Here is a 23,484-nt window from a genome sequence, read left to right on the forward strand (position 1 = left end):
GTTTGTTTTTTAATGTTATGCTTTATTTCTAAAATCATTACTAAAAACTCCTAAATTATAGTAATTTTGCTACTATTAATGTTAAAAGTGATTTTAATTAAATAATATTCACTTTAAAGGTAGCAACATTTGTGCCAAAGTTTTAAATATGAGTAAGAAGTTAACAAAAAGAGCCGAAGATTATTCTAAATGGTATAACGAATTAGTGGTGAAAGCAGATCTTGCAGAAAATTCTGCGGTAAGGGGTTGTATGGTTATAAAGCCTTACGGATTTGCAATTTGGGAAAAAATGCAAGCAGAATTAGATAGGATGTTTAAAGAAACTGGGCATGAGAATGCATATTTTCCTTTATTTGTTCCTAAAAGTTTGTTTGAAGCCGAAGAAAAAAATGCAGAAGGTTTTGCTAAAGAATGTGCAGTTGTTACTCATTATAGATTACAGAATGATCCTGATAACGAAGGTAAGTTAAGAGTTGATCCAGAAGCAAAGTTAGAAGAGGAATTAGTAGTAAGACCAACCTCTGAAGCTATTATTTGGAATACCTATAAAGGCTGGATACAATCTTACAGAGATTTACCCTTGTTAATTAATCAATGGGCCAATGTTGTTCGATGGGAAATGAGAACACGTTTGTTTTTAAGAACAGCAGAGTTTTTATGGCAAGAAGGGCATACTGCTCATGCTACTAAAGCTGAGGCAGTAGCCGAAGCAAAACAAATGCAAGATGTTTATGCAGAGTTTGCTGAAAACTTTATGGCAATGCCAGTTATTAAAGGAGTAAAATCAGATAGTGAGCGTTTTGCAGGTGCTGAAGATACCTATACTATAGAAGCATTAATGCAAGATGGTAAGGCATTACAGGCAGGTACTTCTCATTTTTTAGGTCAGAACTTTGCAAAAGCTTTTGATGTAAAGTATACCTCTAAAGAAGGTAAGCAAGAATATGTTTGGGCCACATCTTGGGGAGTTTCAACTCGTTTAATTGGAGGTTTAATTATGACACATTCAGATGATAATGGATTAGTACTACCTCCTAAACTAGCTCCTATACAAGTAGTAATAGTTCCTATTTATAAAAATGATGAACAATTAGAGGCAATTTCTGATAAAGTAAACGCTATAAGTATTGAGTTAGGAAAAAAAGGAATCTCTGTGAAATATGATAATAGAGATACTTTTAGACCAGGAGCAAAATTTGCCGAGTACGAACTTAAAGGAGTTCCTGTAAGGATTGCATTAGGCGCACGTGATTTAGAAAATGGAACGCTAGAAGTTGCAAGAAGAGACACTTTAGAAAAAAATACAATTGATATTAATGATGCTGTGAGTTATATTGATGGTTTATTAAAAGACATTCAAAATAATTTATTTGATAAAGCTATAAACTTTAGAAAAGAGCACACTACAGAGGTTAACGATTTTAAAGAATTCAAAAAAGCCTTAAAAAATACTGGAGGATTTATTTCTGCACATTGGGATGGAACAGAAGAAACAGAAGATCGAATAAAGGAATACACTAAAGCTACTATTAGGTGTATACCAAATGATGCTGAAAATGAGCCTGGAGTATGTGTTTTAACTGGTAATCCTTCTGCTAAAAGAGTGCTTTTTGCGAAGGCGTATTAATTTTTTTGAAAAAAAAATAAAAAAAGGTTGCAGAATTTCAAAAACGTTGTATATTTGCATCCGCAATTGAGAGATAATTGATTGTTATGGTCCGTTCGTCTAGGGGTTAGGACGCATGGTTTTCATCCATGTAACACGGGTTCGATTCCCGTACGGACTACAAAAGTTTTAAATAAAAAACGAGAAAACAAAGTTATGGCAAATCACAAGTCAGCATTAAAAAGAATTAGAAGTAACGAATCTAAAAGATTACGTAACAAATATCAGCACAAAACTACTAGAAATGCCGTTAGAGATTTACGTACAGTTGAAGATAAGAAGGAAGCTGAAGGTAAATTAAGTAATGTTATTTCTATGTTAGACAAATTAGCAAAGAATAATATTATTCACAAGAATAAAGCTGCAAATTTAAAATCTAAATTAACTAAGCATGTTGCTGCGTTATAGATTTTAATTTTAGAATATAAAATGAAACTCTGATAGAAATCAGAGTTTTTTTTTGCTCTAAAATTACGTAAAGTATTTTTTAGAAATCGTAGTTTTTGTGAGCATCTAATCTTATAAAGATAAATAGTAGGATTGTAAAACCCCATAAAGATGATCCTCCATAACTAAAAAAGGGTAGAGGTATACCAACAGTTGGCAGTATTCCTATTACCATACCTATATTTACAATTACATGAAAAAATAGAATTGAAGCTAATCCATAGCCATAAATTCGACCAAATTTATTGGTGTGTGTTTCTGCTTGATAAATAATTCGAAACATAAGTAGCATAAAAAAGATGATTACCAAACTACTTCCTATAAATCCCCATTCTTCACCTACAGTACTAAAAATATAATCTGTATGTTGTTCTGGAACAAAATCTCCTTGTGTTAAGTTTCCATTTAAAAATCCTTTACCATACAATCCTCCAGAGCTTATTGTTAGTTCAGATTGATAAGAATTATAACCAATACCTTTATTATCAATTTTTTTGCCTAAAAGTATATCAAAACGATCTTTTTGATGCGAAGGCAATACATTTTCGTAGATATAGCCAGTACCGAATATAAAACCACCTAAAACAAAGTAAAGGCCGAAAATTTTATACCAGTTAAATCTGAAAAATCTTTTTCCTCCTTTATAGATAAGATAGATGGCAAGTATGCTCAAAAGTGCAAAAGCAGATAACAAAACTATTTTAAATCCGAAATAAATGGTTAAAATAAATAGAGCTATTATAACTGCACCAAGCAAAATGTAATTTAGAGTTAAACCTTCTCTATGTAGCACAAAGAAAAAGGATACATATATTAAAGCAGATCCTGCATCAGGTTGTAAGAAAATAAGAAATGCTGGAAAAAATACAATGATAAACGATTTAATTTGATTTTTTATCAACTTAAAGTTATACTGTCTATCACTTAAAAGTTTGGCAATTGCTAAGGCTGTAAAAGCTTTTACAAATTCTGAAGGTTGTAAGCTCATTACTCCAAAATTAAACCAAGATTTTGCTCCATTTATTTCTTTTCCTAAGGGAAAAAGTAGAATTAAACTTAATAGCGACAAGACATAAAATAGAGGTGCATATCGTTCGTAGAACTTGGAATTAAAAAATAAAACACCAATGGCTAGTGGAATACATAGCACTATCCAAATTAATTGTTTGCCATATTTTGTTGAGAAATCGAAAATTTCATTGTTTTCTTCGGAAGATGAAGCTGCATAGATATTTAACCAGCCAAAGCCAACTAAAATAGCATAGAGCAAAACCATTAGCCAATCAACACCTGCAAAAATATTATTTCGTTCCTGACGCAATTTCTTCTGGGTTTTCTATTTGTTTGGCATAAATGTGTTCTAAGCTCATATTAAACATAGAATTTTCTCTGTATTTATTTTTATCAGAAATAGATCCGTTAATATATTTTTCTATGATGAGACTGCTAATTGGTGCTGCGATTGTAGAGCCATACCCACCATTTTCTACAAAAACGGCTAAAGCTATTTTTGGATTATCTTTAGGAGCAAATGCAACCAAAATCGAATGGTCATCTAACTGAACCTTATTTCCGTTTTTAATAACAAAATTTTCTGCAGTTCCAGTTTTACCACATATTTCAATACCTTTTACTTGACTGTATTTACCAGTTCCGCTTTTAAAAACTTCATGCATTGCTTCAATTACAGGAGAAAAATTCTCTTTATCAATTGTAGTTTGTTTTGGTTTAACGTAATTCGGATCATCAATAAACTCGTCATTAATTTTTTTAACAATATGAGGCGTGTAAAAGAAACCTCTATTTGCAATAGCTGCAGTAAAATTAGCCAATTGAATGGGTGTAGTTAGCACTTCTCCTTGGCCAATTGCATTAGAAATATTTGTAGATGCATTCCAGGTGTATTTATAGCGGCTATCATAATATTTGCCATCTGGAATTAATCCAGGAACTCCAGCAGGTAAGTCATATCCTAAATAATTTCCTAATCCAAAACTACTTACATGTCTGTTCCAATTATCTAAACCTTCAGATGCATTTTTATCTTTCTCCACAATTCTTCTGTAGGTATTAGAAAAATAGCTATTACATGATCTTGCAATGGCCGTTTTTAATTTGATGGGTCTATTGTAAATTCCACAGTGGCAACCCATAAATTCATTTGGTCTATTACCATATCTATGCCCATGATAACATCTAAAAGTAGTTTGTTTATTAATCACGTTTTCCTGAAGACCAATTAAAGCATTCATCATCTTAAAAGGTGAACCTGGAGGATATGCTGCCAGTAAACCTCTATCAAAAGTGGGTTTCTCGATGCTATCTAAATTAAAAAGTTTGTAGGAGTTCGGAGATCTTTTTCTACCAACTAACATGTTAGGATCGTAAGAAGGTGCTGTTACTAGTGCCAAAATTTCGCCTGTAGAAGGTTCTATAGCTACAATTCCTCCACGTTTACCCTTCATTAATTTTTGAGCATACATTTGTAACTCAATATCTAAGGTTAACATCAAGTCTTTACCATTAACAGGCAAGGTGTCTTTAGATCCGTTTTGGTAAGAACCAGTAACTTTATTAAAGCGATTTCTATGTAAATACTTTTTACCTTTTCTGCCTCTTAAAACATCTTCATATTGCCTCTCAATACCATCTTTACCCTCTAACTCTCCTTGTTGATAATAGCTATTAGTTCTAGCCTTTTGCTCATTAACTTCACCAATATAACCTAAAACATTGGCTGCTGCTGGCAATGGATAATCTCTTATTATTCTTTTTTGGATGTAAAACCCTGAATATTTATGCAATTTTTCTTGTAAAAAGGCAAAATCTTCTTTAGCTAATTGTTTCAAAAATACTGAAGGTAGATAAGAAGCATACCTTTCTGCTCTTTTAAACCTTTTTAAAAAATCTTGTTTATCAATTTTTAAAAGATTGCAAAACTCTAAAGTATCTAATGGTTTTACTTGGTTTGGCTGAACCATAACATCATAAGATAATTGGTTGGCTACCAATAATTCTCCATTTCTATCATATACATAGCCACGTTCTGGATAATCGTAAACAACTTTTACAGCAGCATTGTGTATAGGATCATAATTTTTACTTTTAATTATTTGCAGTTGAAATAATCGTCCAATAAAAACTAAACCTGTAATAGTAATTAAAAAATATAGTAAAAAACTTTTTTGCATTATTCAATTTTAGTAAAAATATAACTCCCTAAAAAGTATAAAACTAACGTAAAAATACTAGAAAATAGTGTGTCTAAAATGACACCAGAAATATTCTGAAGGCTAAAATTAGCAAAAGAAAAGTAAATAAGGTGATGTATTAAAGTTAAAGTTACAACATAGTTAAATCTTTTACCAAAAGGTTCTGATTTTAACTTGAAAAAAGCATAATCTGTTGCTACTTTTCTAAAATATAATTTAACAAAAAACAATCTTGCATAAGCTATAATTAAGGTTGAAAAAGCGTGTATACCTCCTGAATCAGAAAAGAAATCTACTCCTAAACCCAACAAAAATGTATAAAATAAAAAAGGAATTCTGTTTTCTTTTAAAGGATATAGAAAAACAAAAACAATATATAAATAGGGATTAATATGTCCTAAAAACAAAATATTGTTCAAGATGAATACCTGTAAAAACAGCAAACCAAAGAATAAGAAAATAAGACGTACACTGCTATTCATTCTGAGTCTCTAGTTTTTTAATTTCCAGTTTATCAAAGTTCTTAATAATGTAAACATACCCTAAATTACTCATATCATTAAAAAGAGTGACATTTACTTTGTTATCGGCACTATTACCTTTGTTAATTTCAGAAATTGTTCCAATTAAAATCCCTTCTGGAAAAATAGTGGATTTACCTCCAGTTTCAATAGTATCTCCTATTTTTAAAGGGGCTTGTCTTGGTATATCAGAAAGTTGAACAGTATTATAGTCTTTACCATCCCAACCTAAAGAGCCAAAGTAATTGCTGTTTTTTAAACGTGCATTTATTTTACTATTCTTATTTAAGATAGATTGTACTCTAGCATAATTATTTGTAGCATTTTCTGTAATACCAATAACTCCTCTGCTATTTACAACTGCCATTTCTTTTTGCACTCCTTGTTTTTCACCCTTGTTTATAGTAATAAAATTAAAATCTTTGGAGTAGTTGTTGTTTATAATTTTTGCTGTTGTAAAAGTATATTTTTGATTAAAGTTTAAAGTATCCAATATGGTAGAGTCTTTACTTACCAAATTAGAGTTGCTTTTAGCTAGCAAATTTTTCAATCGAGTATTTTCTTCTGCTAAAAGTTTATTTTCTTTTTTTAATCCAAAATATTCTGAAATATTAGAAGATTGTGAGTATAAGCCACCAGTAATGGTATTTGCTGAATTGACAAACTTACTTTTATGAAAACTAAGATTATTAAAAATAAGAAAAAGGGCAATAAATTCTAATACAAGAAAAAATAAGAAGTACTTAAACTTTTGAAAAAAGTATATAATTTGTTGCATTCTTAAAAATTAATAATGCTAGTTCATTAAAACATTCTTGTATTTGTTTAATTCTTTTAAAGCTATTCCTGTTCCACGAACAACAGCTCTTAAAGGATCTTCTGTAACATAAACTGGTAAATCAGTTTTTCGAGATAAACGTTTGTCTAAACCTCTTAACATAGATCCACCTCCTGCTAAATAAATACCAGTATTGTAAATATCTGCAGCCAATTCTGGTGGAGTTTTAGATAACGTTTCCATCACAGCATCTTCAATTCTTAGAATAGATTTGTCTAAAGCTTTAGCAATCTCTCTAAAAGAAACCTGAACTTGCTTTGGTTTACCACTCAATAAATCTCTACCTTGAACTAACATTTCATCTGGTGGAGTGTCTAAATCTTCAGTTGCTGCACCTATTTGAATTTTTATTTTCTCAGCAGTTGTTTCACCAACGTGCAAGTTGTGCTGAGTTCTCATGTAGTACATTATATCACTAGTAAATAAATCACCAGCTACTTTTACAGATTGATCACATACAATACCACCTAAAGCAATAACTGCAATTTCTGTAGTACCACCACCTATATCTATAATCATGTTACCTTTAGGTTCCATGATATCTATACCAACACCAATTGCAGCAGCCATTGGTTCATAGATTAAATATATTTCTTTGGCATTCATGTGTTTTGCAGAATCTCTAACCGCTCTTTTTTCTACCTCTGTAATTCCTGATGGAATACAAATTACCATACGTAAAGCAGGTGGAAATAATTTCTTTTTAATAGAGGGAATCTGTTTTACAAATTCCTTAATCATTTCTTCAGAAGCTTGAAAGTCTGCAATTACACCATCTTTTAAAGGACGGATGGTTTTTATATTTTCATGGGTTTTTCCTTGCATTAAGTTGGCTTCTTGACCAATAGCAATGATTTTACCAGAAACTCTATTTCTGGCAACTATAGAAGGGCTATCAATAACAACCTTTCCATTATGTATGATAAGCGTATTTGCGGTTCCTAAATCAATCGCAATATCTTCTGTCATAAAATCAAAAAAACCCATAGAAATTATTTCTTATTTGAAAGTGTGTATTCTTACAAATTTACAAAAATTAATCTTGTAAATATGATTATTAATTTAATGTTTAAAATGTCTTGTACCTGTCATTACCATAGATAAATTGTTATCATTACAGTAATCTATACTTAGTTGATCTTTAATAGATCCTCCAGGTTGAATAACACTTGTTATACCAGCTTTATCAGCTATTTCTACACAATCAGGGAATGGGAAAAAGGCGTCACTTGCCATTACTGCTCCTTTTAAATCGAATCCAAAACTTGTAGCTTTTTCAATAGCTTGTCTTAATGCGTCAACTCTAGAAGTTTGTCCTGTTCCGCTTGCTAAAAGTTGATTGTTTTTTGTAAAAACAATAGTATTAGATTTAGTGTGCTTGCAAATTTTTGAAGCAAATAATAAATCTTTTAACTCGCTTTCAGATGGTTTTGTATTGGTAACGTAAGTTAAATCCTCTAAAGTATCTGTCTTAGCATCTTTATCTTGAACTAATAACCCATTTAAAGCAGTTCTAACGTTTTGTGAAGGTAAATCTGTGGTTTTTTGAATTAATAAAACTCTATTTTTCTTTCCTTTTAAAATTTCTAAAGCTTCATCTGTAAAAGAAGGTGCAATTACAACCTCACAAAATAATTTGTGAATTTCTTCTGCAGTTTCAGCATCTATTTCTGTGTTAGAAATTAAAACGCCTCCAAAAGCAGAAACAGGGTCTCCTGCTAAAGCATCTAAATAAGCTTGTTTAATGGTGTTTCTTTGAGCAAAACCACAAGCATTGTTATGTTTTAAAACCGCAAAAGTTGGATCTTCACCAACAAACTCGTTCATTAAATTTACTGCAGCATCAACATCTAAAAGGTTGTTGTAACTTAATTCTTTACCATGTAATTTATCGAACATTCCATCTAAATCTCCAAAGAAATATCCCTTTTGATGAGGGTTTTCTCCATATCTTAAAGTTTTAGAAGTAGTCTCACTGGCTTTATAAACGATTTCATCTTCATTAAAATAGTTGAAAATAGCAGTGTCATAGTGAGAAGAAATATTGAATGACTTTGCAGCGAATTTCTTGCGTTGTTCAATTGTAGTTTCTCCATTGTTCTCAGATAAAATTTCTAAAAACTCATCATATTGTTCCATTGATGAAACAGTAAAAGTGTCTTTAAAGTTTTTTGCAGATGCTCTAATTAAAGAAATACCACCAATGTCAATTTTTTCTACAATATCTTGTTCAGGTGCTCCTGAAGCAACTGTTTTTTCAAAAGGATAAAGATCAACAATAACTAAATCTATTTGAGGAATGTTATATTCTTGCATTTCTGCAATATCTCCTTCATGATCTTGTCTGTTTAAAATTCCTCCAAAAACTTTAGGGTGAAGCGTTTTTACACGACCTCCTAAGATAGAAGGATAAGAAGTTACATCTTCTACAGGTACTACATCAATACCTAATTCTTTAATAAATTTTTCTGTACCTCCAGTAGAATAAATGGTCACATTTAGTTCATTTAATTTTTGAACAATAGGTACTAAACCATCTTTGTGAAATACCGAAATTAATGCTGATTTAATTGTTTTTGAAGTGCTCATTACAAGTTGTGTTGTTAAGCAAGCAAATCTAAGCAATCATTAAAGAAATCGCAATGAAAAGATAGTAACAAAACTACTAAGTAATTAACATTTTGATTTCTTTAATTTGCTAGTAATTATTCTGCACTGTCTAGAAAATCTCTAAACCAATAAACAAATTGGTCATAAACAGTGTCTTCTTCTTTTAAATTGAATTTTTTGCTAGATTTAGCGTACGAGGTAAAGTATTCTTTAGTTCTCATCATGTGGGGGTATTAATGATTATCTAATGTGTTTCAGCGAACTAATTTATAGAATATTTTTATAAAAACAAATTTTTATAAAATATTAGCCACTTTTTCGCAAACATATTCTAAGAGTTCTTCGTCTTTTTCCGTAAAAGTATTGGCAGTATGAGAGTCTATATCTATTTGACCAATATTTTCGTTATTCACAAAAATCGGGATTACAATTTCTGATTTCACCTTCCAACCACAAGAAATGTAATTATCTTGTTCAGAAACATCTTGAACTACAAAATTTTCATTGCTAACTGCAACTTGTCCACAAATTCCTTTTCCAAAAGGTATAATGGTATGCTCTGTTTCTTCTCCTGTATATTGTGCTAATTTAAGTTCGTTTTTGTCTCCGTTTTTGAAATAAAAACCAACCCAATCATAGTAAGAAATTTCATTTTCTAAATAATCACAGATAGCTTGTAATTTTTCATCTTTAGAATTATTTGTGGTAATTATATTATTTATGTTCTCTTTTAAAACTGCTATATTCATAACTTAATTATGTAAATTTTATCAAATTAAATTCCCTTTCTTATATAAAATTAAGGGTTACAAATTTAACACAAAGTTAGAATATCTTTTCTTAAATTTGTAGTTCTAAAATGAAACATTTTTTTATTAAAATATCATCTGTTGCACTATCGTTTTTAGTGCTGTTTTCAACATTATCTTTTACTGTTGATGCACATTATTGTGGAGATTTTTTAGTGGATGTTTCTCTTACAGGTAAAACCGATGATTGTGGTATGCAAATGGATTCTGATGCCACAGAAACTATGAAAGGTTGTTGTAAGGACGAAGTTCAAAAAGTAGAGGGTCAAGAAGAGTTGCAGAATCAAAAAGTAGAAGAGTTTACATTTGATCAACAACAATTTGTAGCTGCTTTTTTTATCACTTATAAAGATCTTTTTAGCGATCAGAGCTTAAATATTTTCTTTTCTAAAGATTTTTCTCCACCTGATATTCCTATAAATTACCAGGTACAATACCAAACTTTCTTAATCTGATTTTTTTTAATTGCCCACAGTTCACTGCTTTAATAGCGGTATAAAACACGTGTTCTCAATTAAAAAATAAATAAATGAAAAAATATTTTATAAGTAGTATTTTACTATTTATTCCGTTCTTAATCTTTTCTCAAAATTCTTTTACAGGAATGATTATGGATAAAAACAACCCTAAAGATAATTTAGGAGTAGAAGGTGTTAGTGTGCATTGGCTAAATACAAATGTTGGCACAATAACAAATGAAAATGGTTGGTTTACAATTAAATATAAACCAGAATACAAAAAATTAGTAGTTAGTTATTTGGGTTATAAGACAGATACTTTAATTATAGATAACTTAAAACCAATCCATCACTTTTTAACTTTAGAAAGTGAGCTAGAAGAAATTACCATTAATAGTAAACGAAATGCTGTTCAGAAGTCATTTTTGTCTACTACAAATATGTTTACGGTAAATGCAGAAGAATTGCTTAAGGCAGCCTGCTGTAATTTGGCAGAAAGTTTTGAAACGAATCCGTCAATAGATTTAAGTTTTTCTGATGCATTAACGGGTACAAAACAAATTCAAATGCTGGGTTTAACTAGTCCTTATTTGCTAATTACGCAAGAAAATATTCCTTCTGTAAGAGGTGCAAGTCAGGTTTTTGGACTCACATTTACACCAGGAACTTGGGTAGAAAGTATACAAATAACCAAAGGTGCAGGTTCTGTTGTAAATGGTTTTGAAAGTATTTCTGGTCAAATAAATGCAGAATTGGTAAAACCGTTAACGGATAATAAATTCTTTTTAAATGCCTATGCTTCTCAAATGGGGCGTTTTGAATTAAACACGCATTTCAATCAGAAAGTATCAGATAAATGGAATACAGGTTTATATGTTCATGGCAATTATAGAGGTCAAAAGTTTGATAGAAATAATGATAACTTTTTAGATATGCCATTAGCAAATCAAATAAATGTAATGAACAGATGGCAGTTTACAGATGCTGAAAAAGGTTGGGTAAGTTTTATAAATGTTCGTTTTTTAAATGATGAAAAACAAACTGGAGAATTAAATTATAATCCTGACATAGATAAGGGAACAACCAATAATTGGGGAAGTGAAATAGATACCAAACTTTTTGATACTTCTTTTAAACTAGGTTATGTTTTTCCTGAATTGCCTTTTCAAAGTATTGGTTTTCAAATGGCATATAGTAATCATAAACAAGATTCTTATTTTGGGCTAAGTGTTTATGATATACAGCATCAGAGTATGTATTCTAATCTTATTTTTAATTCTATAATAGGGGATACTCGTAATAAATTTAAAACAGGGTTAAGTTTTACCTATGATAAATTTGATGAGCTGGTAAACACCACAAATTTTGATAGAAGAGAAAATTCGTTTGGAGGCTTTTTTGAGTATGCTTTTGATAATTTAAACGATTTTAGTTTAACAGCTGGTATTAGATTAGATACTCATAATTTACTAGGTACATTTGTTACACCAAGATTGCATTTAAGATATGTGCCTTGGGAGAAAGGTGTTCTTAGAGCATCTGTTGGTAGAGGTAAAAGAAGCGCAAACATTTTTGCAGAAAATCAGCAATTATTTGCCAGCTCTAGACAAATAAATATTGATGATGTTGGTGGTAATATTTATGGATTAAATCCAGAAATTGCATGGAATTATGGAGTTTCTTATCTACAGAAATTTAATTTATTTAATCAGAAAGGAGACGTAACATTAGATTTTTATCAAACAAAATTTGACAATCAAGTGGTTGTAGATTGGGAAAATCCTCAGGAAATTGCTTTCTATAATTTAGATGGTAATAGTGTTGCAAATAGTTTTCAAATAGAAGTAAATTATACCTTAGCAGAAAGATTGAATTTAAGAACGGCTTATAAGTATTTTGATATTTCTACAGATTATAAATCTGGTAATTTACAAAAGCCTATTCAGCCAAGAAATCGCTTTTTTGCCAATTTATCTTATGAAACAGAACTTAGTCCTAATAATGGGCAATGGAAGTTCGATGTAACATTTAACAATATTGGTAAGCAACGTTTGCCTAATACAAGCACTAAACCAGCACAATACCAATTATCTGATATGGTAGATGCTTATCAGTTATTAAACGCACAAATAACCAAGGTATTTTCTAAAAGGTTTGAGGTGTATTTAGGAGCAGAGAATTTAACAAACGTGCAACAAAATAATCCTGTTTTGGCAAGCGATGATCCTTTTGGAGCACATTTTGATACAACAATTGTATACGCACCAATATTTGGAAGGTCTGTATACACAGGTTTAAGATTTAATATTAATTAAAAACAGATATAAAAAATGAATAAAATAATTTTAACTTTAGGTATAATTTTGATTGGTTTTACAGCGCAATCTCAAGAAATTAAAAAGAACAAAAACGCAAAAGAGGTGATAAAGGTTGATGGCGTTTGTGGTATGTGTAAAAAACGAATTGAATCTGCAGCATTAAAGACTAAAGGTGTAAAGTTTGCTATTTGGAGCCCAGAAACACATCAATTAAATGTAATTTTAGATGAACGTAAAACAGAAGTGGCAACCATACAACAGAATATTTTGAATGTTGGGCATGATATTTTATTAGATGATAATAAGAAGTTAATCGCTAAAGAAGAAGCTTACAATTCTGTTCATCCTTGTTGTAAATATAGAAGTGATGAGATTGTGAAAGATCATAAAGGAGAATTAAAGAAACAAAAGAAGAACAATAAATAGTTAGCATGAAACATACATATTCGGTTTCTGGAATGACTTGCAATGGATGTAAAAATTCGGTTGAAAAAGCATTATTAGCGCTTCCTGATATAAATACAGCACAGGTTAACTTAGAAGAAAATGAGGTTGAAATTAACTTTGACAATAAAGTTTCCTTGTCAAAATTACAAGCTGCTTTACCCGATAAATTTACTATTACTAAACAAAAGGAAATTCCTGATGTAGCATTTATTGAAGATGGAAAATCAGAAATTCAGCAACTTTATCCATTATTTTTAATTTTTGCTTTCATAACAACAGCTTCAATACTTATAAATAGAAATCCTTGGCAAACCTCTGAGTTTATGTTTACGTTTATGGGGCTATTTTATGTGGTATTTAGTTTTTTCAAGTTTTTAGATGTAAAAGGATTTTCTACCAGTTTTGCAATGTACGATCCTATAGCTAAACGTATACCAAATTATGGGTTGATATACCCTTTTATAGAATTGCTTTTGGGTTTCTTTTTTCTAATGCGATTTCAAATAGTACCAGCTCTAATAATTACAATTATAATTTTGGGCATAACTACAATTGGTGTAACAAAATCATTACTTAGCAAGCAAAGTATTAAATGTGCTTGTTTGGGTTCAGTTTTAAATTTGCCAATGACAAAAGCAACATTTATAGAAAATTCTATAATGATTTGTATGGCAGTTTATATGTTAATTGTAATGATTTAATTGGTTGATATAAAAATAGAAAACCCGCTAATTTAGTTAGCGGGTTTTCTATTTAAAGTAGTTTTTGTGTTAATTTCTACTGTATTTGTTGTAATTACGAAACTATCGTAAAATAATTAAATAGGTTTCTTAGAACTTAACTTCACTTCTTTTGTGATAAGCTTACCTGATGAAGAAATACCTTCCAAATAAACTTTAATATTTTTTTGTTGATTAATAGGAACTTTAAAATCATACATAGAGTTTTTATCAATAGAAATTAAAGGTTTCCAAAAAATTGCACCATAATTAATATAAGTTTGATCTAAAAAACTAGGGTATTTAGGGCTATAATATTCTATTTCTTTTGAGAAACCAACAGGGAGAAAGAATTCTTTAAATTCAGAATTTTTTCTGCTATATTCTTTTGCTGATAGTGAATACATGTAAATAACTTCGTTAAATTGACTTGGGTCTTGACCAAAAGAAATACTCTTAAGTGTGTTTAAGTAAAGACCGTCTAAAATCCATAAACTTTGAGTTATTTCAGATCCGTCTAAATAAACCCTAACATTTCTTAATTGCCTTGTATAGTTATCACTATTTCCAGACATACTATGATTTCTGTCTGGTCTTCTCTTACCAATAAAAATATCACCATTATTCACTTGCACATCAAATCTTTTTTGTGATAAGAAGTTTAAGACCAAATCACCACTGGTAACAAGCATGTCATCCATTCTAAAAGTGGTAAGCATGGTTGCTATTCCAAATGCATTGGCTTCATTCTTAACTCTTTTAGTTTTTACAATAACTTCATCTAAAGTACTAACACCATCTGTTAAACTTTTAAAGTTAGAAATTTCAAGTTCAGCTTTATTTGACTCTTTTTCTAGAGTTTTGTTTAAAATATCTGTGATAGAACTTTTTGAGTAGGTTAAACTCGGGCCAATTTTAGTAACAGAATTATTATTAGTTTTTAAGCCGAAGTTAAATTTAGAATCTTTAATAAGAAATGAATTATCTATAAATAACTCTTTATTATCTGGTTTCATTTCTACAATCAAATCGTTTTCATCTGAATAAACAATAACAGTCTGATTTTTCTTTGGAGCATTATTGAGTGTAAATTTCACATCAATACCTTGTTCAAAATCATATTTTGGTTTTTCAATTTCATCAAATATATTTTTCCAGCTGTATTTACTCCATCCTTGAGTAATTAATAATAAATCTAATTCTTGTAATCTATTGGTATTATTTTGATTGAAATAATATTCAGGATTTTCGATTTGCCCTCTCACAAAAGGGTTCAAAATAAAAGCGCTTTTAATAGTGTTTTGTGGTTTGTAGGCTTTTGTGTTATTAGGCAAAAAAGAAGTACTTAAATAAACCTTTTCATTTAAGTCATTAACAATTCTAATAGCGATAGAATCTTTAGAAGACGCTAATTGATTTAGTTTAACATCAAAAAATAAATTAGGATTTTCATTGTAAAATACACGTTCGCATATTGCGTTTTTCTCTTCATTGAAAAGAGTAATAACATTCATACCGTTTTCTATGTTCTCTTTTTTTAATGCCACTAAATACCTTGTGTTTTCTGCATTAAATTGAATATTATATTTCTTGTAAGATCTAGTATTGTGTACAAATAGGGTGTAGGCTTTATCTTTTAATAATGCAGCAGTTATGGGGTTGGTTTCAATAAGTATTTCAACACCATTTGTGGTTTGAGTGGTTTTTAAAAGAACACCAACAGTTCTTGGTTCTATAATTTTATTTTCAATTTTTATACCATTAGAAAATTCTACTTCAAATGTATAAATATCATCTTCTGGTAGATAGAAAGATACTTTACCTAAACCAAATTTATTGGTAGAAAAGGTGTCTATAAATTCACCATCACTATTCTTAATAATTCCTTCTTTAATTTCTAAACCTTTATTATTTGCGTCTTTTAATAAAATGCCAACTGTATTTTCAGCATTCACTAAATAGTGCCCACCTTCAGGAAATAATTGAAATTCGAAATAATCTTCTTCATTATAAGTAGAAACTATTTCTTCTTTATTTTTATCTGAGTTTAAAACACTAATTTTTTGCTGATAAGAATTGTTTTCTTTAAAGTTGAGCATCCAATTGGTGGTTGCTTTTACATAATAATTCTTGTTTATAAATGTAGAATCTATGTCAATAGAACCTCTACCAATTCCGTTTTTTATTTTTATAAGTTGTTGACTTTTCTTCTTACCTGTTTCTTCAAAAACGGTTACATATAAATTTGTTGTGTTCGGATGAAGTTTACTCGTGTTTTGTTCGTTTACATATGCCTGAAACCATAGTTTCTCACCCAATAAAAAAGTGGTTTTATTTAAATGTAAATACGGAATTTCTCGTGTATTTTCGAAGTAATTCTTAAAGGAGTTTTCGATGCTTTTCTCTTGGCTATAAATATTTAGGCCAATTGAAAATAGAAATAGATAAAGTAAAAACGGTTTTATTTTCATAGCTAGAGGATTAATTTTTTTAAAGATAATGAAATTAAATATTAATACTAGCTTATGAGATTTAATGCTTTGAAAATAAGGTGTTTGAGTTTTATTTTTTCTGAGGTAATCACATAAAAAATCCGTTAAAAAATTTTAACGGACTTATATTCTTTATTTTAAGCTTTTTATGTATTTCTTGGAGAAAATCTGAATATTCTTATCATAACCAACACTAGATCTACTTATGCTCTGAATTTCATCTGTTCTCGTAAATTCAATCACGTAAAGTCTATTTATACCTTCACCAAAAATTTGTTTTCCATCATAAAAGATATTAGTCAAACTTGTGGTACCATTACCAAATTGTTTAGAATCTCTTAAGGCATATTCTCCATCACTATAAATATTTGGTTTTAATAGTATGTTTTTTATCTTTCTGCTTAAGTTTAATCTATTATGATTTCTTAAATATCTAGTTAGAAATTGTGAAGGTCTACCATTTTCATCGGGTATAAAAGTATCAAAAGATTCAGACGTATCTATTACCTCTGGATTATTTTGTGCATTAAAAGTAAAAGAAAGTAAAATTGCGAAGACAAATATTATTTTTTTCATAGTATTTAGGGTTTTATGTTAGTTATTCAATAAATAAATATCAAAAAATATGCCAATATTGTAACTGTTTACATTGTTTTGACGGGTTATTTTAGTTTATGAACTTTAGGTTGATTTTATTTTAGTACTATTTTACTAACAGGTATTTTAAGATTGCTTTCTAGTAATAGTCCTTCTTCATTAATACCTTCTAAAAACAGGTTAAGAATAGTGTTATTGGTATTTGCAATTTTGAATTCTATGTAATCTTTAGATGATATTTTTATATTAGGTTCCCACCAAATTGCACCATGTTTGGTAAATGCTTCTGTTTGTAAAGAAGGATATTTAGGGCTATAATATTCTTTAGCTTTTGCAAAGCCAACAGGCAATGTTACTTCTTGTAAATCGACATATATGTCTTGTAAACCGACATATTTATCTGGCTCTATTCCATAGTCAAAAGATGCTGATCCACTATATGAGCTATCATTCCATGCAAAAACTTGTGATCCAGTATAGCTTGCCCACTCACCTGCACTTCCTGTGAAATTATTAAAACCAAAAGGGTTTGGGATACCTGCGTTATTCCAAGTGATATATTTATCACCCCATCCTTCTCTGTTATTAATTGAACCTCTATTCCCATTAGACCAATTGATTAAATCGTTTCTTTCATTAGAATTCTTTTCATTACTCTTACTAGCAATGGATATTTCTTCTAGAAGTATATAGTTTTCTTCTAAAAAAGGAAATAAAGTATATTCTGGGATTGTTTTTTTTAATTCTTTAAGGTGATTTGGCTTTACCTCTTCAAAAAGATGCGTATTTGAATAAGTAATACTTGGCCCAATTTTGAAATAGTTATCACCGTCTTTTATTGCGAAATTTAAGGTAGAATTTTTTGTAAAGTAGCTATTTTCAATTTTGTAAAGCATGTTTTCTTTAAAAGTGGTTTCACCCTTAAACTCATTGTCTTCAGATTCTATGAAAAAAGTTTTTCTAGTATTTACATTCTGATTTATTCTCATTAGAATATCAATTCCCTTTTCAAATTTAAAATTGTCTTTTGGTGGCGATTTATAAATATTATTCCAATCGTATTTACTCCAACCTTGCGTAAGTAGTAGTAAATCTAAATTCTTTAATCTGTCTTTTACATTTGAATTAAAGTATAATGATGCTTCTTCAATATCACCTTTTACAAATGGTTTTAATAAAAATGATGATTTAATAGAATTTGTAGGATTGTATGCCTTTGTTTCTTTTGGTAAAAATGAAGCGCTTAGCATAACATTGTTATTGTTGTTATTTTTTAAACGAATCGTTAATGAATCACTTTCGTAACCAATTATTTCAGTTTTTATTCCATCAAATGCTGTTTTTTTTAAATCATTATAAATCATTCTTTCTAAAACAGGCTGATTCTTTTCATTGAATACAGTAATAATGTTTATACCTTTAAAAAGTATTTCTTTGTTTAAATCGAATGAATATTGAGTTGTTTTTGAAGTGAAACTAAATTGGTTTTTCAAGAACCTTCTGCTATTATGCACAAAAATTGAATATTTTTGACCAACCAGATTTGGCAATGAATTGGTGTTTGTGTTTATTTTTAAAATAAACTTTTTATTTAACTCATCGTTAAGGATATTCAGTGCCACTCAGTATTTTTTTACGGCTGGTGTTTTTACTGTAATTTTAATATTGTCTTTTGTAGTTGCATAAAAAGTATAATCTTCATTTTCTTTAATTAATAAAAGTGTTTCTCCAATTCCAAATGAATTGGTCGTAAAAGTTTCTAAAATAGTACCATATTTATCTTTTACTACACCCTCCTTAATTTGTATACCTTTATTATTGGCGTCTTTTAGTAAAATGCCAACTCTATTATAGGTATTTGCTAGTAGGTGACCACCTTCTGGTAAGATTTGAAAATCGTAAAAATTCTCTTTTTCAACAATTTCAGGCTTGTTTTCTGAGTTTTTTAAAATGATAATCTTCTGTGAAAATGATTGGTCTTCCTTAAAGTTTTTCATCCATTTTGTAGATGCTCTAATGTAGTATGCTTTTTCTGTAAAGGTGGAGTCAATTTTGATATTACCTTTTCCTAAGCCATCTTTAATTCTTATTAAATGTTGATCTTTTAAACCACCACTTTCATCATATAATGAAACATATAAATTAGAAGTTTCTGGATGTAACTTTTCTGTATTTTGTTCTTGAATGTAGGCTTGAAACCAAAGATTTTCACCTGTTAAAAAAGTGGTTTTGTTTAAATGTAGGTGAACATTTTCTCTGGTTTTTTTAAAGTACTCTCCATATTTTATTTCAGGATTTTCTTTTTGACTAAAAATTATACTTGTGATAAATAGAAAAGTAAGGGGTATTAATGTAATCTTTTTCATAACAATTATTTTGCAAAATATTAACAAGGTTTATGCCAAAGTGTTAATTTTTACAAAAAAATGCAATGAATAATTGAATAAAGTTAGGGTTATATTCATAAAAAAAAGTTCGATAGAAAGAGATCTATCGAACTTTTAATAAGTATAAAACAAGTTAAGTTACAGATTAAAACTTGCTTTTTAAATTTACATCATTCCTGGCATTCCACCACCCATTGGAGGCATTCCACCACCTGCAGGTGCATCTTCTTTAATATCAACTAAAGCACATTCAGTAGTTAAAATCATACCAGCTACAGAAGCAGCATTTTCTAAAGCAACTCTAGTTACCTTTTTAGGATCGATTATGCCAGCTTCTAACATATCTACATATGTTTCGGTTTTAGCATCGTAACCAAAATCTTTTTTACCTTCTAAAACTTTGTTAATTACAACTGAACCTTCACCACCAGCGTTTTCTACTATTGTTCTTAAAGGCGCTTCAATTGCTTTGTTAACAATTTGTACACCTGTAGTCTCATCTAAATTATCTGTAGTTAAAGCTTCTAAAACTTTTTTAGCTCTTACTAAAGCAACTCCACCACCAGCAACAATACCTTCTTCTACAGCAGCTCTAGTTGCATGTAAAGCATCATCAACTCTATCTTTCTTTTCTTTCATTTCTACTTCAGAAGCAGCACCAACATATAAAACAGCAACACCACCAGCTAACTTAGCCAAACGTTCTTGAAGTTTTTCTTTATCATAATCAGAAGTGGTAGTTTCTATTTGCGCTTTAATTTGGTTTACTCTTGCTTTAATAGCTTCTGCATCTCCAGAACCATTTACAATTGTAGTATTGTCTTTATCAATTGTAATACCTTCTGCAGTACCTAATAAATCTAAAGTTGCATTTTCTAGTGAGAAACCTCTTTCTTCAGAAATTACAGTACCACCAGTTAAAATTGCAATATCTTCTAACATTGCCTTTCTTCTGTCTCCAAATCCAGGTGCTTTTACAGCAGCAATTTTTAAACCTCCTCTTAATTTATTAACTACTAAAGTAGCTAATGCTTGGCCATCTACATCTTCTGCAATAATTAATAAAGGTCTACCAGATTGAGAAACTGGTTCTAATATTGGTAAAATTTCTTGTAAGTTAGAAATCTTCTTATCGAATAATAGTACGTAAGGATTTTCTAAATCTGCGATCATTTTGTCTGCATCAGTAACAAAGTAAGGAGATAAATATCCTCTATCAAACTGCATACCTTCCACAACATCTACATAAGTATCTGTACCTTTTGCTTCTTCTACAGTAATTACACCCTCTTTACCAACTTTATCAAAAGCTTTCGCAATTAAATCTCCAATAACAGAATCGTTATTTGCAGAAATAGATGCTACTTGTTGAATTTTATCTGATGAATTACCAACTTTTTGAGTTTGTTTCTCTAAGTCTGAAACAATTGCTTCTACAGCTTTGTCAATTCCTCTTTTTAGATCCATTGGATTTGCACCTGCAGCAACATTTTTTAATCCTTCTTTTACAATTGCTTGTGCTAAAACAGTAGCAGTTGTTGTACCATCACCAGCTAAATCGTTGGTTTTAGAGGCAACTTCTTTTACCATTTGAGCTCCCATGTTTTCAAGCTCGTTTTCTAATTCTACTTCTTTTGCAACAGAAACACCATCTTTAGTTACAGTTGGTGCACCAAATGCTTTAGAGATAATTACGTTTCTACCTTTAGGTCCTAAAGTTACTTTTACTGCATTTGCTAATGCATCAACTCCACGTTTTAAACCATCTCTTGCTTCAATATCAAATTTAATATCTTTTGCCATTTTGTTTTTATTTTTTTGCTTTTAGCTGTGAGCTCTTGGCTTTTGGCTAAAATAATTTTCATTAATTTTTTATTGTTTTTGCTAAAGGCAAATAGCCCAAAGCAAATAGCTTTATTATATAATTGCTAGAATATCAGATTCACGCATCATTAAATAATCTTTACCTTCTAATTTTAAGTCAGTTCCACCATATTTACCATATAAAACAGTGTCACCCACTTTTACAGTTAAAGGCTCATCAACTTTACCATTACCAACTGCAACTACAGTTCCTTTTTGTGGTTTTTCTTTTGCATTATCTGGAATAATTAAGCCAGATGCTGTTTTTGTTTCTGCTGGTGCAGGTTCTACAAGAACTCTGTCTGCTAAAGGTTTAATGTTTAATCCCATTGTTTTATAAATTTTGATTAATAAAATTATTTTTTATGCTACTATTTAGTCAGAAATTATGCCATCGCTTAAAAACTGACAATTTTTCTTTGATTGATTTTTAATCGTAAAATTGAAGCAAAAAAAAATGCCAACGTGTCATTTTCGTTGGCATTTTAAATTGTTTAAGATGGTATTTAGTTAATACTATCGTTTGATGATGGTAATGTGTTTTCTACAGGTGCTGTAGTTTCAACACCATCTAAGGTGTTGTTTAAGTTTACATCATTTTCTCCACCTCTAGGAATGGCTACATTTGATAATAAAATTAATGCAAACATTGCTATAGCTAACGTCCAAGTTGTTCTGTCTAAGAAATTGTTCGTGTTTTGCACACCTCCTAAAGATTGTGCACCTCCACCACCAAATGAAGAAGATAATCCTCCTCCTTTAGGATTTTGAACCATTACTATTAATACTAAAGCTACTGCTACAATTAAGATTAATATGATAAAAGCTGTATAACTCATTATTTATGTTTTTGTAAAATTTGTATTCTTTTAATTTGGTCTGCAAAGAAACCACTTTTTTCTGGATATTTCAAACTTAAAATTCGATAGGCCTGAATTGCATTTTCGTACTTCTTTTGATCTAAATAAACCTTGGCTAAAGTTTCTGTCATTAACATAGAATCTTGTTGGTTCTCGGCTATAGAAATGTTTACATTTTTATCTTTGGCTAAAGGTTCTATTTTAGGATTGCTTTGTATAAATTTTTCTATAATTTCTTCTTTCTTTGCAACTTTTTCATTCTTTTTTTCAATCCTAATAATTGGTTTTTTAGAAGATAATTGCAACCATTGATTAAAGGAGTAATTTTCTGAATTGGTAAATGCAATGGGTTTACCAACCTCTAAATCTTTTTCAGTTTGTGAAACCACATCTTTTGATGGCTCACTAGTTTTAGATTCAGAAATTTTAGGTTCTTTTGTTTGTTGATCATTAACAGAATCTATTTCAACTTCAATGTTTTTATGGAAATCTGTAGAAGTAATGTATTCAAAAAGTATGGCTCTATCTCTTGTTACAGAGGCTGTATTTTTTAATTCTTTATTGTATTTGAAACTGTTAGCTTGTTTTAATTTGTTTAAATAAAGAACTCTTGCTGCTTGAAAGTATGGGTAGTTATCTACTATAGACTTTAAATCAGAAGTATTTAAATTTTCCAATTCTTGTCTATTGTTCAATGCTTTTATGAATGATGATGTTTTCAAATTTATAGGCATTACCATTTTGCTACAGAAGCATTAAATATGTCTTGAATTATTCTTTCTAAAATTTCATCTAGAGCAGTTTCTAGAACACTTCCTGAAAGTTGAGCATTTGCATCGAAATCGGAGTAGAAAGAAAATGTTTTTTCAAAATCATCTTTTTCTTCTAATTTATTTACGAAACGAACATTTACTGAAACCGTTAGTCTGTTTTGGGCAGCAGTTTGATTAGATGTTCCACTCATAGGTGTAATTCTATATCCTGTGATTTCTCCACTAAAATATAAATCACCATTAGAATTCGTAAGGGTTAAATTAGTTTGACGTGTAAATAGGTCTTGTAGATCATTGGTAAAACGTTGTGTTAAAACAGGTTCTACTAATGGTGCTTGATTCGGAAAAAAATCAATTTGAATGGTTTTTGCATCACCTGTGTTACCACCTGTAAATGAATAAGGCCCACAACCTATAAAAGTGATTACTATAAACGCGGATAAGATAAATTTCTTCATGTTGTAATA

23 protein-coding genes and 1 tRNA gene are annotated in these 23,484 nt (G+C 29.9%); 7 read left to right on the forward strand and 17 right to left on the reverse strand.

Annotated features, from left to right (window positions below):
• The first annotated feature begins 148 nt into the window (after positions 1 to 148).
• The 3 genes from proS to rpsT all read left to right on the forward strand — a co-directional run bounded on the left by proS (position 149) and on the right by rpsT (position 2,074).
• On the forward strand, positions 149 to 1,627 hold the full coding sequence (gene proS, locus MED152_RS10980; protein ID WP_015481957.1) for a proline--tRNA ligase: 1,479 nt from the start codon (positions 149 to 151) through the stop codon (positions 1,625 to 1,627).
• Between the two features lie 88 nt (positions 1,628 to 1,715).
• Positions 1,716 to 1,787, forward strand: a tRNA-Glu gene (locus tag MED152_RS10985).
• Between the two features lie 35 nt (positions 1,788 to 1,822).
• Positions 1,823 to 2,074 (forward strand): 30S ribosomal protein S20, encoded by a 252-nt coding sequence (rpsT, locus tag MED152_RS10990; RefSeq protein ID WP_015481958.1) that lies wholly within the window; start codon positions 1,823 to 1,825, stop codon positions 2,072 to 2,074.
• Positions 2,075 to 2,153: 79 nt separating this feature from the next.
• On the opposite strand, the gene rodA is transcribed toward rpsT, so the two are convergent.
• From rodA to MED152_RS11025, 8 genes are all read right to left on the reverse strand, one after another.
• Positions 2,154 to 3,434: a rod shape-determining protein RodA gene (rodA, locus tag MED152_RS10995; RefSeq protein WP_015481959.1), complete on the reverse strand. Its 1,281-nt coding sequence runs from the start codon at positions 3,432 to 3,434 to the stop codon at positions 2,154 to 2,156.
• Positions 3,415 to 5,304 carry a penicillin-binding protein 2 gene (gene mrdA / locus MED152_RS11000; protein WP_015481960.1) on the reverse strand — a complete coding sequence of 630 codons (1,890 nt, stop codon included), beginning with the start codon at positions 5,302 to 5,304 and terminating at the stop codon, positions 3,415 to 3,417. The genes rodA and mrdA overlap by 20 nt, the downstream gene beginning before the upstream one ends.
• Positions 5,304 to 5,807 carry a hypothetical protein gene (locus MED152_RS11005; protein WP_015481961.1) on the reverse strand — a complete coding sequence of 168 codons (504 nt, stop codon included), beginning with the start codon at positions 5,805 to 5,807 and terminating at the stop codon, positions 5,304 to 5,306. The genes mrdA and MED152_RS11005 overlap by 1 nt, the downstream gene beginning before the upstream one ends.
• Positions 5,800 to 6,624 (reverse strand): rod shape-determining protein MreC, encoded by an 825-nt coding sequence (mreC, locus tag MED152_RS11010; RefSeq protein WP_015481962.1) that lies wholly within the window; start codon positions 6,622 to 6,624, stop codon positions 5,800 to 5,802. The genes MED152_RS11005 and mreC overlap by 8 nt, the downstream gene beginning before the upstream one ends.
• A gap of 18 nt (positions 6,625 to 6,642) precedes the next feature.
• Positions 6,643 to 7,671 (reverse strand): rod shape-determining protein, encoded by a 1,029-nt coding sequence (locus MED152_RS11015; protein ID WP_015481963.1) that lies wholly within the window; start codon positions 7,669 to 7,671, stop codon positions 6,643 to 6,645.
• A 75-nt stretch (positions 7,672 to 7,746) separates the two neighbouring features.
• Positions 7,747 to 9,273, reverse strand: a complete 1,527-nt coding sequence (purH, locus tag MED152_RS11020) for a bifunctional phosphoribosylaminoimidazolecarboxamide formyltransferase/IMP cyclohydrolase (protein WP_015481964.1) — start codon at positions 9,271 to 9,273, stop codon at positions 7,747 to 7,749.
• A gap of 116 nt (positions 9,274 to 9,389) precedes the next feature.
• The gene (locus tag MED152_RS13870) at positions 9,390 to 9,518 is read right to left on the reverse strand and encodes a hypothetical protein (RefSeq protein WP_302846643.1); all 129 of its coding nucleotides are present in this window, start codon (positions 9,516 to 9,518) and stop codon (positions 9,390 to 9,392) included.
• Between the two features lie 72 nt (positions 9,519 to 9,590).
• Complete coding sequence (locus MED152_RS11025) at positions 9,591 to 10,043, reverse strand: GAF domain-containing protein (RefSeq protein ID WP_015481965.1); 453 nt, start codon at positions 10,041 to 10,043, stop codon at positions 9,591 to 9,593.
• A 110-nt stretch (positions 10,044 to 10,153) separates the two neighbouring features.
• Between MED152_RS11025 and MED152_RS11030 the strand changes: the two genes are divergently transcribed.
• The 4 genes from MED152_RS11030 to MED152_RS11045 all read left to right on the forward strand — a co-directional run bounded on the left by MED152_RS11030 (position 10,154) and on the right by MED152_RS11045 (position 14,027).
• The gene (locus MED152_RS11030; RefSeq protein WP_015481966.1) at positions 10,154 to 10,558 is read left to right on the forward strand and encodes a hypothetical protein; all 405 of its coding nucleotides are present in this window, start codon (positions 10,154 to 10,156) and stop codon (positions 10,556 to 10,558) included.
• Positions 10,559 to 10,632: 74 nt separating this feature from the next.
• Entirely contained in the window at positions 10,633 to 12,876 is a 2,244-nt protein-coding gene (locus MED152_RS11035) for a TonB-dependent receptor (RefSeq protein WP_015481967.1), read from the forward strand.
• Between the two features lie 15 nt (positions 12,877 to 12,891).
• Positions 12,892 to 13,305 carry a heavy-metal-associated domain-containing protein gene (locus MED152_RS11040; RefSeq protein WP_015481968.1) on the forward strand — a complete coding sequence of 138 codons (414 nt, stop codon included), beginning with the start codon at positions 12,892 to 12,894 and terminating at the stop codon, positions 13,303 to 13,305.
• A 5-nt stretch (positions 13,306 to 13,310) separates the two neighbouring features.
• Positions 13,311 to 14,027, forward strand: coding sequence for a heavy-metal-associated domain-containing protein (locus tag MED152_RS11045; protein WP_015481969.1), 717 nt, complete (start codon positions 13,311 to 13,313; stop codon positions 14,025 to 14,027).
• 116 nt (positions 14,028 to 14,143) lie between these two features.
• On the opposite strand, the gene MED152_RS11050 is transcribed toward MED152_RS11045, so the two are convergent.
• The 9 genes from MED152_RS11050 to MED152_RS11090 all read right to left on the reverse strand — a co-directional run bounded on the left by MED152_RS11050 (position 14,144) and on the right by MED152_RS11090 (position 23,475).
• Positions 14,144 to 16,516, reverse strand: a complete 2,373-nt coding sequence (locus MED152_RS11050) for a hypothetical protein (RefSeq protein ID WP_015481970.1) — start codon at positions 16,514 to 16,516, stop codon at positions 14,144 to 14,146.
• Between the two features lie 153 nt (positions 16,517 to 16,669).
• Positions 16,670 to 17,113, reverse strand: a complete 444-nt coding sequence (locus MED152_RS11055; protein WP_015481971.1) for a hypothetical protein — start codon at positions 17,111 to 17,113, stop codon at positions 16,670 to 16,672.
• Positions 17,114 to 17,229: 116 nt separating this feature from the next.
• The gene (locus MED152_RS11060) at positions 17,230 to 18,756 is read right to left on the reverse strand and encodes a hypothetical protein (RefSeq protein ID WP_015481972.1); all 1,527 of its coding nucleotides are present in this window, start codon (positions 18,754 to 18,756) and stop codon (positions 17,230 to 17,232) included.
• Positions 18,757 to 19,500, reverse strand: a complete 744-nt coding sequence (locus tag MED152_RS11065; RefSeq protein ID WP_015481973.1) for a hypothetical protein — start codon at positions 19,498 to 19,500, stop codon at positions 18,757 to 18,759.
• A gap of 186 nt (positions 19,501 to 19,686) precedes the next feature.
• Entirely contained in the window at positions 19,687 to 21,324 is a 1,638-nt protein-coding gene (gene groL, locus MED152_RS11070; protein WP_015481974.1) for a chaperonin GroEL, read from the reverse strand.
• 114 nt (positions 21,325 to 21,438) lie between these two features.
• Positions 21,439 to 21,714 carry a co-chaperone GroES gene (groES, locus tag MED152_RS11075; protein WP_015481975.1) on the reverse strand — a complete coding sequence of 92 codons (276 nt, stop codon included), beginning with the start codon at positions 21,712 to 21,714 and terminating at the stop codon, positions 21,439 to 21,441.
• A gap of 176 nt (positions 21,715 to 21,890) precedes the next feature.
• Positions 21,891 to 22,223 (reverse strand): preprotein translocase subunit SecG, encoded by a 333-nt coding sequence (secG, locus tag MED152_RS11080; RefSeq protein WP_015481976.1) that lies wholly within the window; start codon positions 22,221 to 22,223, stop codon positions 21,891 to 21,893.
• On the reverse strand, positions 22,223 to 22,978 hold the full coding sequence (locus tag MED152_RS11085) for a hypothetical protein (RefSeq protein ID WP_015481977.1): 756 nt from the start codon (positions 22,976 to 22,978) through the stop codon (positions 22,223 to 22,225). Before MED152_RS11085 ends, secG begins: the two co-directional genes overlap by 1 nt.
• Complete coding sequence (locus MED152_RS11090) at positions 22,978 to 23,475, reverse strand: LptE family protein (protein WP_015481978.1); 498 nt, start codon at positions 23,473 to 23,475, stop codon at positions 22,978 to 22,980. Before MED152_RS11090 ends, MED152_RS11085 begins: the two co-directional genes overlap by 1 nt.
• Positions 23,476 to 23,484 lie beyond the last annotated feature (9 nt).

Origin of the sequence: Polaribacter sp. MED152, assembly GCF_000152945.2 — a bacterium.
Taxonomy (GTDB): Bacteria; Bacteroidota; Bacteroidia; order Flavobacteriales; family Flavobacteriaceae; genus Polaribacter.

What these genes read in the sequence shown, in the direction of transcription:
- proS (WP_015481957.1), top strand. Translation starts at nt 149, where the DNA reads ATGAGTAAGAAGTTAACAAAAAGAGCCGAAGATTATTCTAAATGGTAT.
- rpsT (WP_015481958.1), top strand. Translation starts at nt 1,823, where the DNA reads ATGGCAAATCACAAGTCAGCATTAAAAAGAATTAGAAGTAACGAATCT.
- mrdA (WP_015481960.1), bottom strand. Translation starts at nt 5,304, where the DNA reads ATGCAAAAAAGTTTTTTACTATATTTTTTAATTACTATTACAGGTTTA.
- MED152_RS11005 (WP_015481961.1), bottom strand. Translation starts at nt 5,807, where the DNA reads ATGAATAGCAGTGTACGTCTTATTTTCTTATTCTTTGGTTTGCTGTTT.
- mreC (WP_015481962.1), bottom strand. Translation starts at nt 6,624, where the DNA reads ATGCAACAAATTATATACTTTTTTCAAAAGTTTAAGTACTTCTTATTT.
- MED152_RS11015 (WP_015481963.1), bottom strand. Translation starts at nt 7,671, where the DNA reads ATGGGTTTTTTTGATTTTATGACAGAAGATATTGCGATTGATTTAGGA.
- purH (WP_015481964.1), bottom strand. Translation starts at nt 9,273, where the DNA reads ATGAGCACTTCAAAAACAATTAAATCAGCATTAATTTCGGTATTTCAC.
- MED152_RS13870 (WP_302846643.1), bottom strand. Translation starts at nt 9,518, where the DNA reads ATGATGAGAACTAAAGAATACTTTACCTCGTACGCTAAATCTAGCAAA.
- MED152_RS11025 (WP_015481965.1), bottom strand. Translation starts at nt 10,043, where the DNA reads ATGAATATAGCAGTTTTAAAAGAGAACATAAATAATATAATTACCACA.
- MED152_RS11030 (WP_015481966.1), top strand. Translation starts at nt 10,154, where the DNA reads ATGAAACATTTTTTTATTAAAATATCATCTGTTGCACTATCGTTTTTA.
- MED152_RS11035 (WP_015481967.1), top strand. Translation starts at nt 10,633, where the DNA reads ATGAAAAAATATTTTATAAGTAGTATTTTACTATTTATTCCGTTCTTA.
- MED152_RS11040 (WP_015481968.1), top strand. Translation starts at nt 12,892, where the DNA reads ATGAATAAAATAATTTTAACTTTAGGTATAATTTTGATTGGTTTTACA.
- MED152_RS11045 (WP_015481969.1), top strand. Translation starts at nt 13,311, where the DNA reads ATGAAACATACATATTCGGTTTCTGGAATGACTTGCAATGGATGTAAA.
- MED152_RS11050 (WP_015481970.1), bottom strand. Translation starts at nt 16,516, where the DNA reads ATGAAAATAAAACCGTTTTTACTTTATCTATTTCTATTTTCAATTGGC.
- MED152_RS11055 (WP_015481971.1), bottom strand. Translation starts at nt 17,113, where the DNA reads ATGAAAAAAATAATATTTGTCTTCGCAATTTTACTTTCTTTTACTTTT.
- MED152_RS11065 (WP_015481973.1), bottom strand. Translation starts at nt 19,500, where the DNA reads ATGAAAAAGATTACATTAATACCCCTTACTTTTCTATTTATCACAAGT.
- groL (WP_015481974.1), bottom strand. Translation starts at nt 21,324, where the DNA reads ATGGCAAAAGATATTAAATTTGATATTGAAGCAAGAGATGGTTTAAAA.
- groES (WP_015481975.1), bottom strand. Translation starts at nt 21,714, where the DNA reads ATGGGATTAAACATTAAACCTTTAGCAGACAGAGTTCTTGTAGAACCT.
- secG (WP_015481976.1), bottom strand. Translation starts at nt 22,223, where the DNA reads ATGAGTTATACAGCTTTTATCATATTAATCTTAATTGTAGCAGTAGCT.
- MED152_RS11085 (WP_015481977.1), bottom strand. Translation starts at nt 22,978, where the DNA reads ATGCCTATAAATTTGAAAACATCATCATTCATAAAAGCATTGAACAAT.
- MED152_RS11090 (WP_015481978.1), bottom strand. Translation starts at nt 23,475, where the DNA reads ATGAAGAAATTTATCTTATCCGCGTTTATAGTAATCACTTTTATAGGT.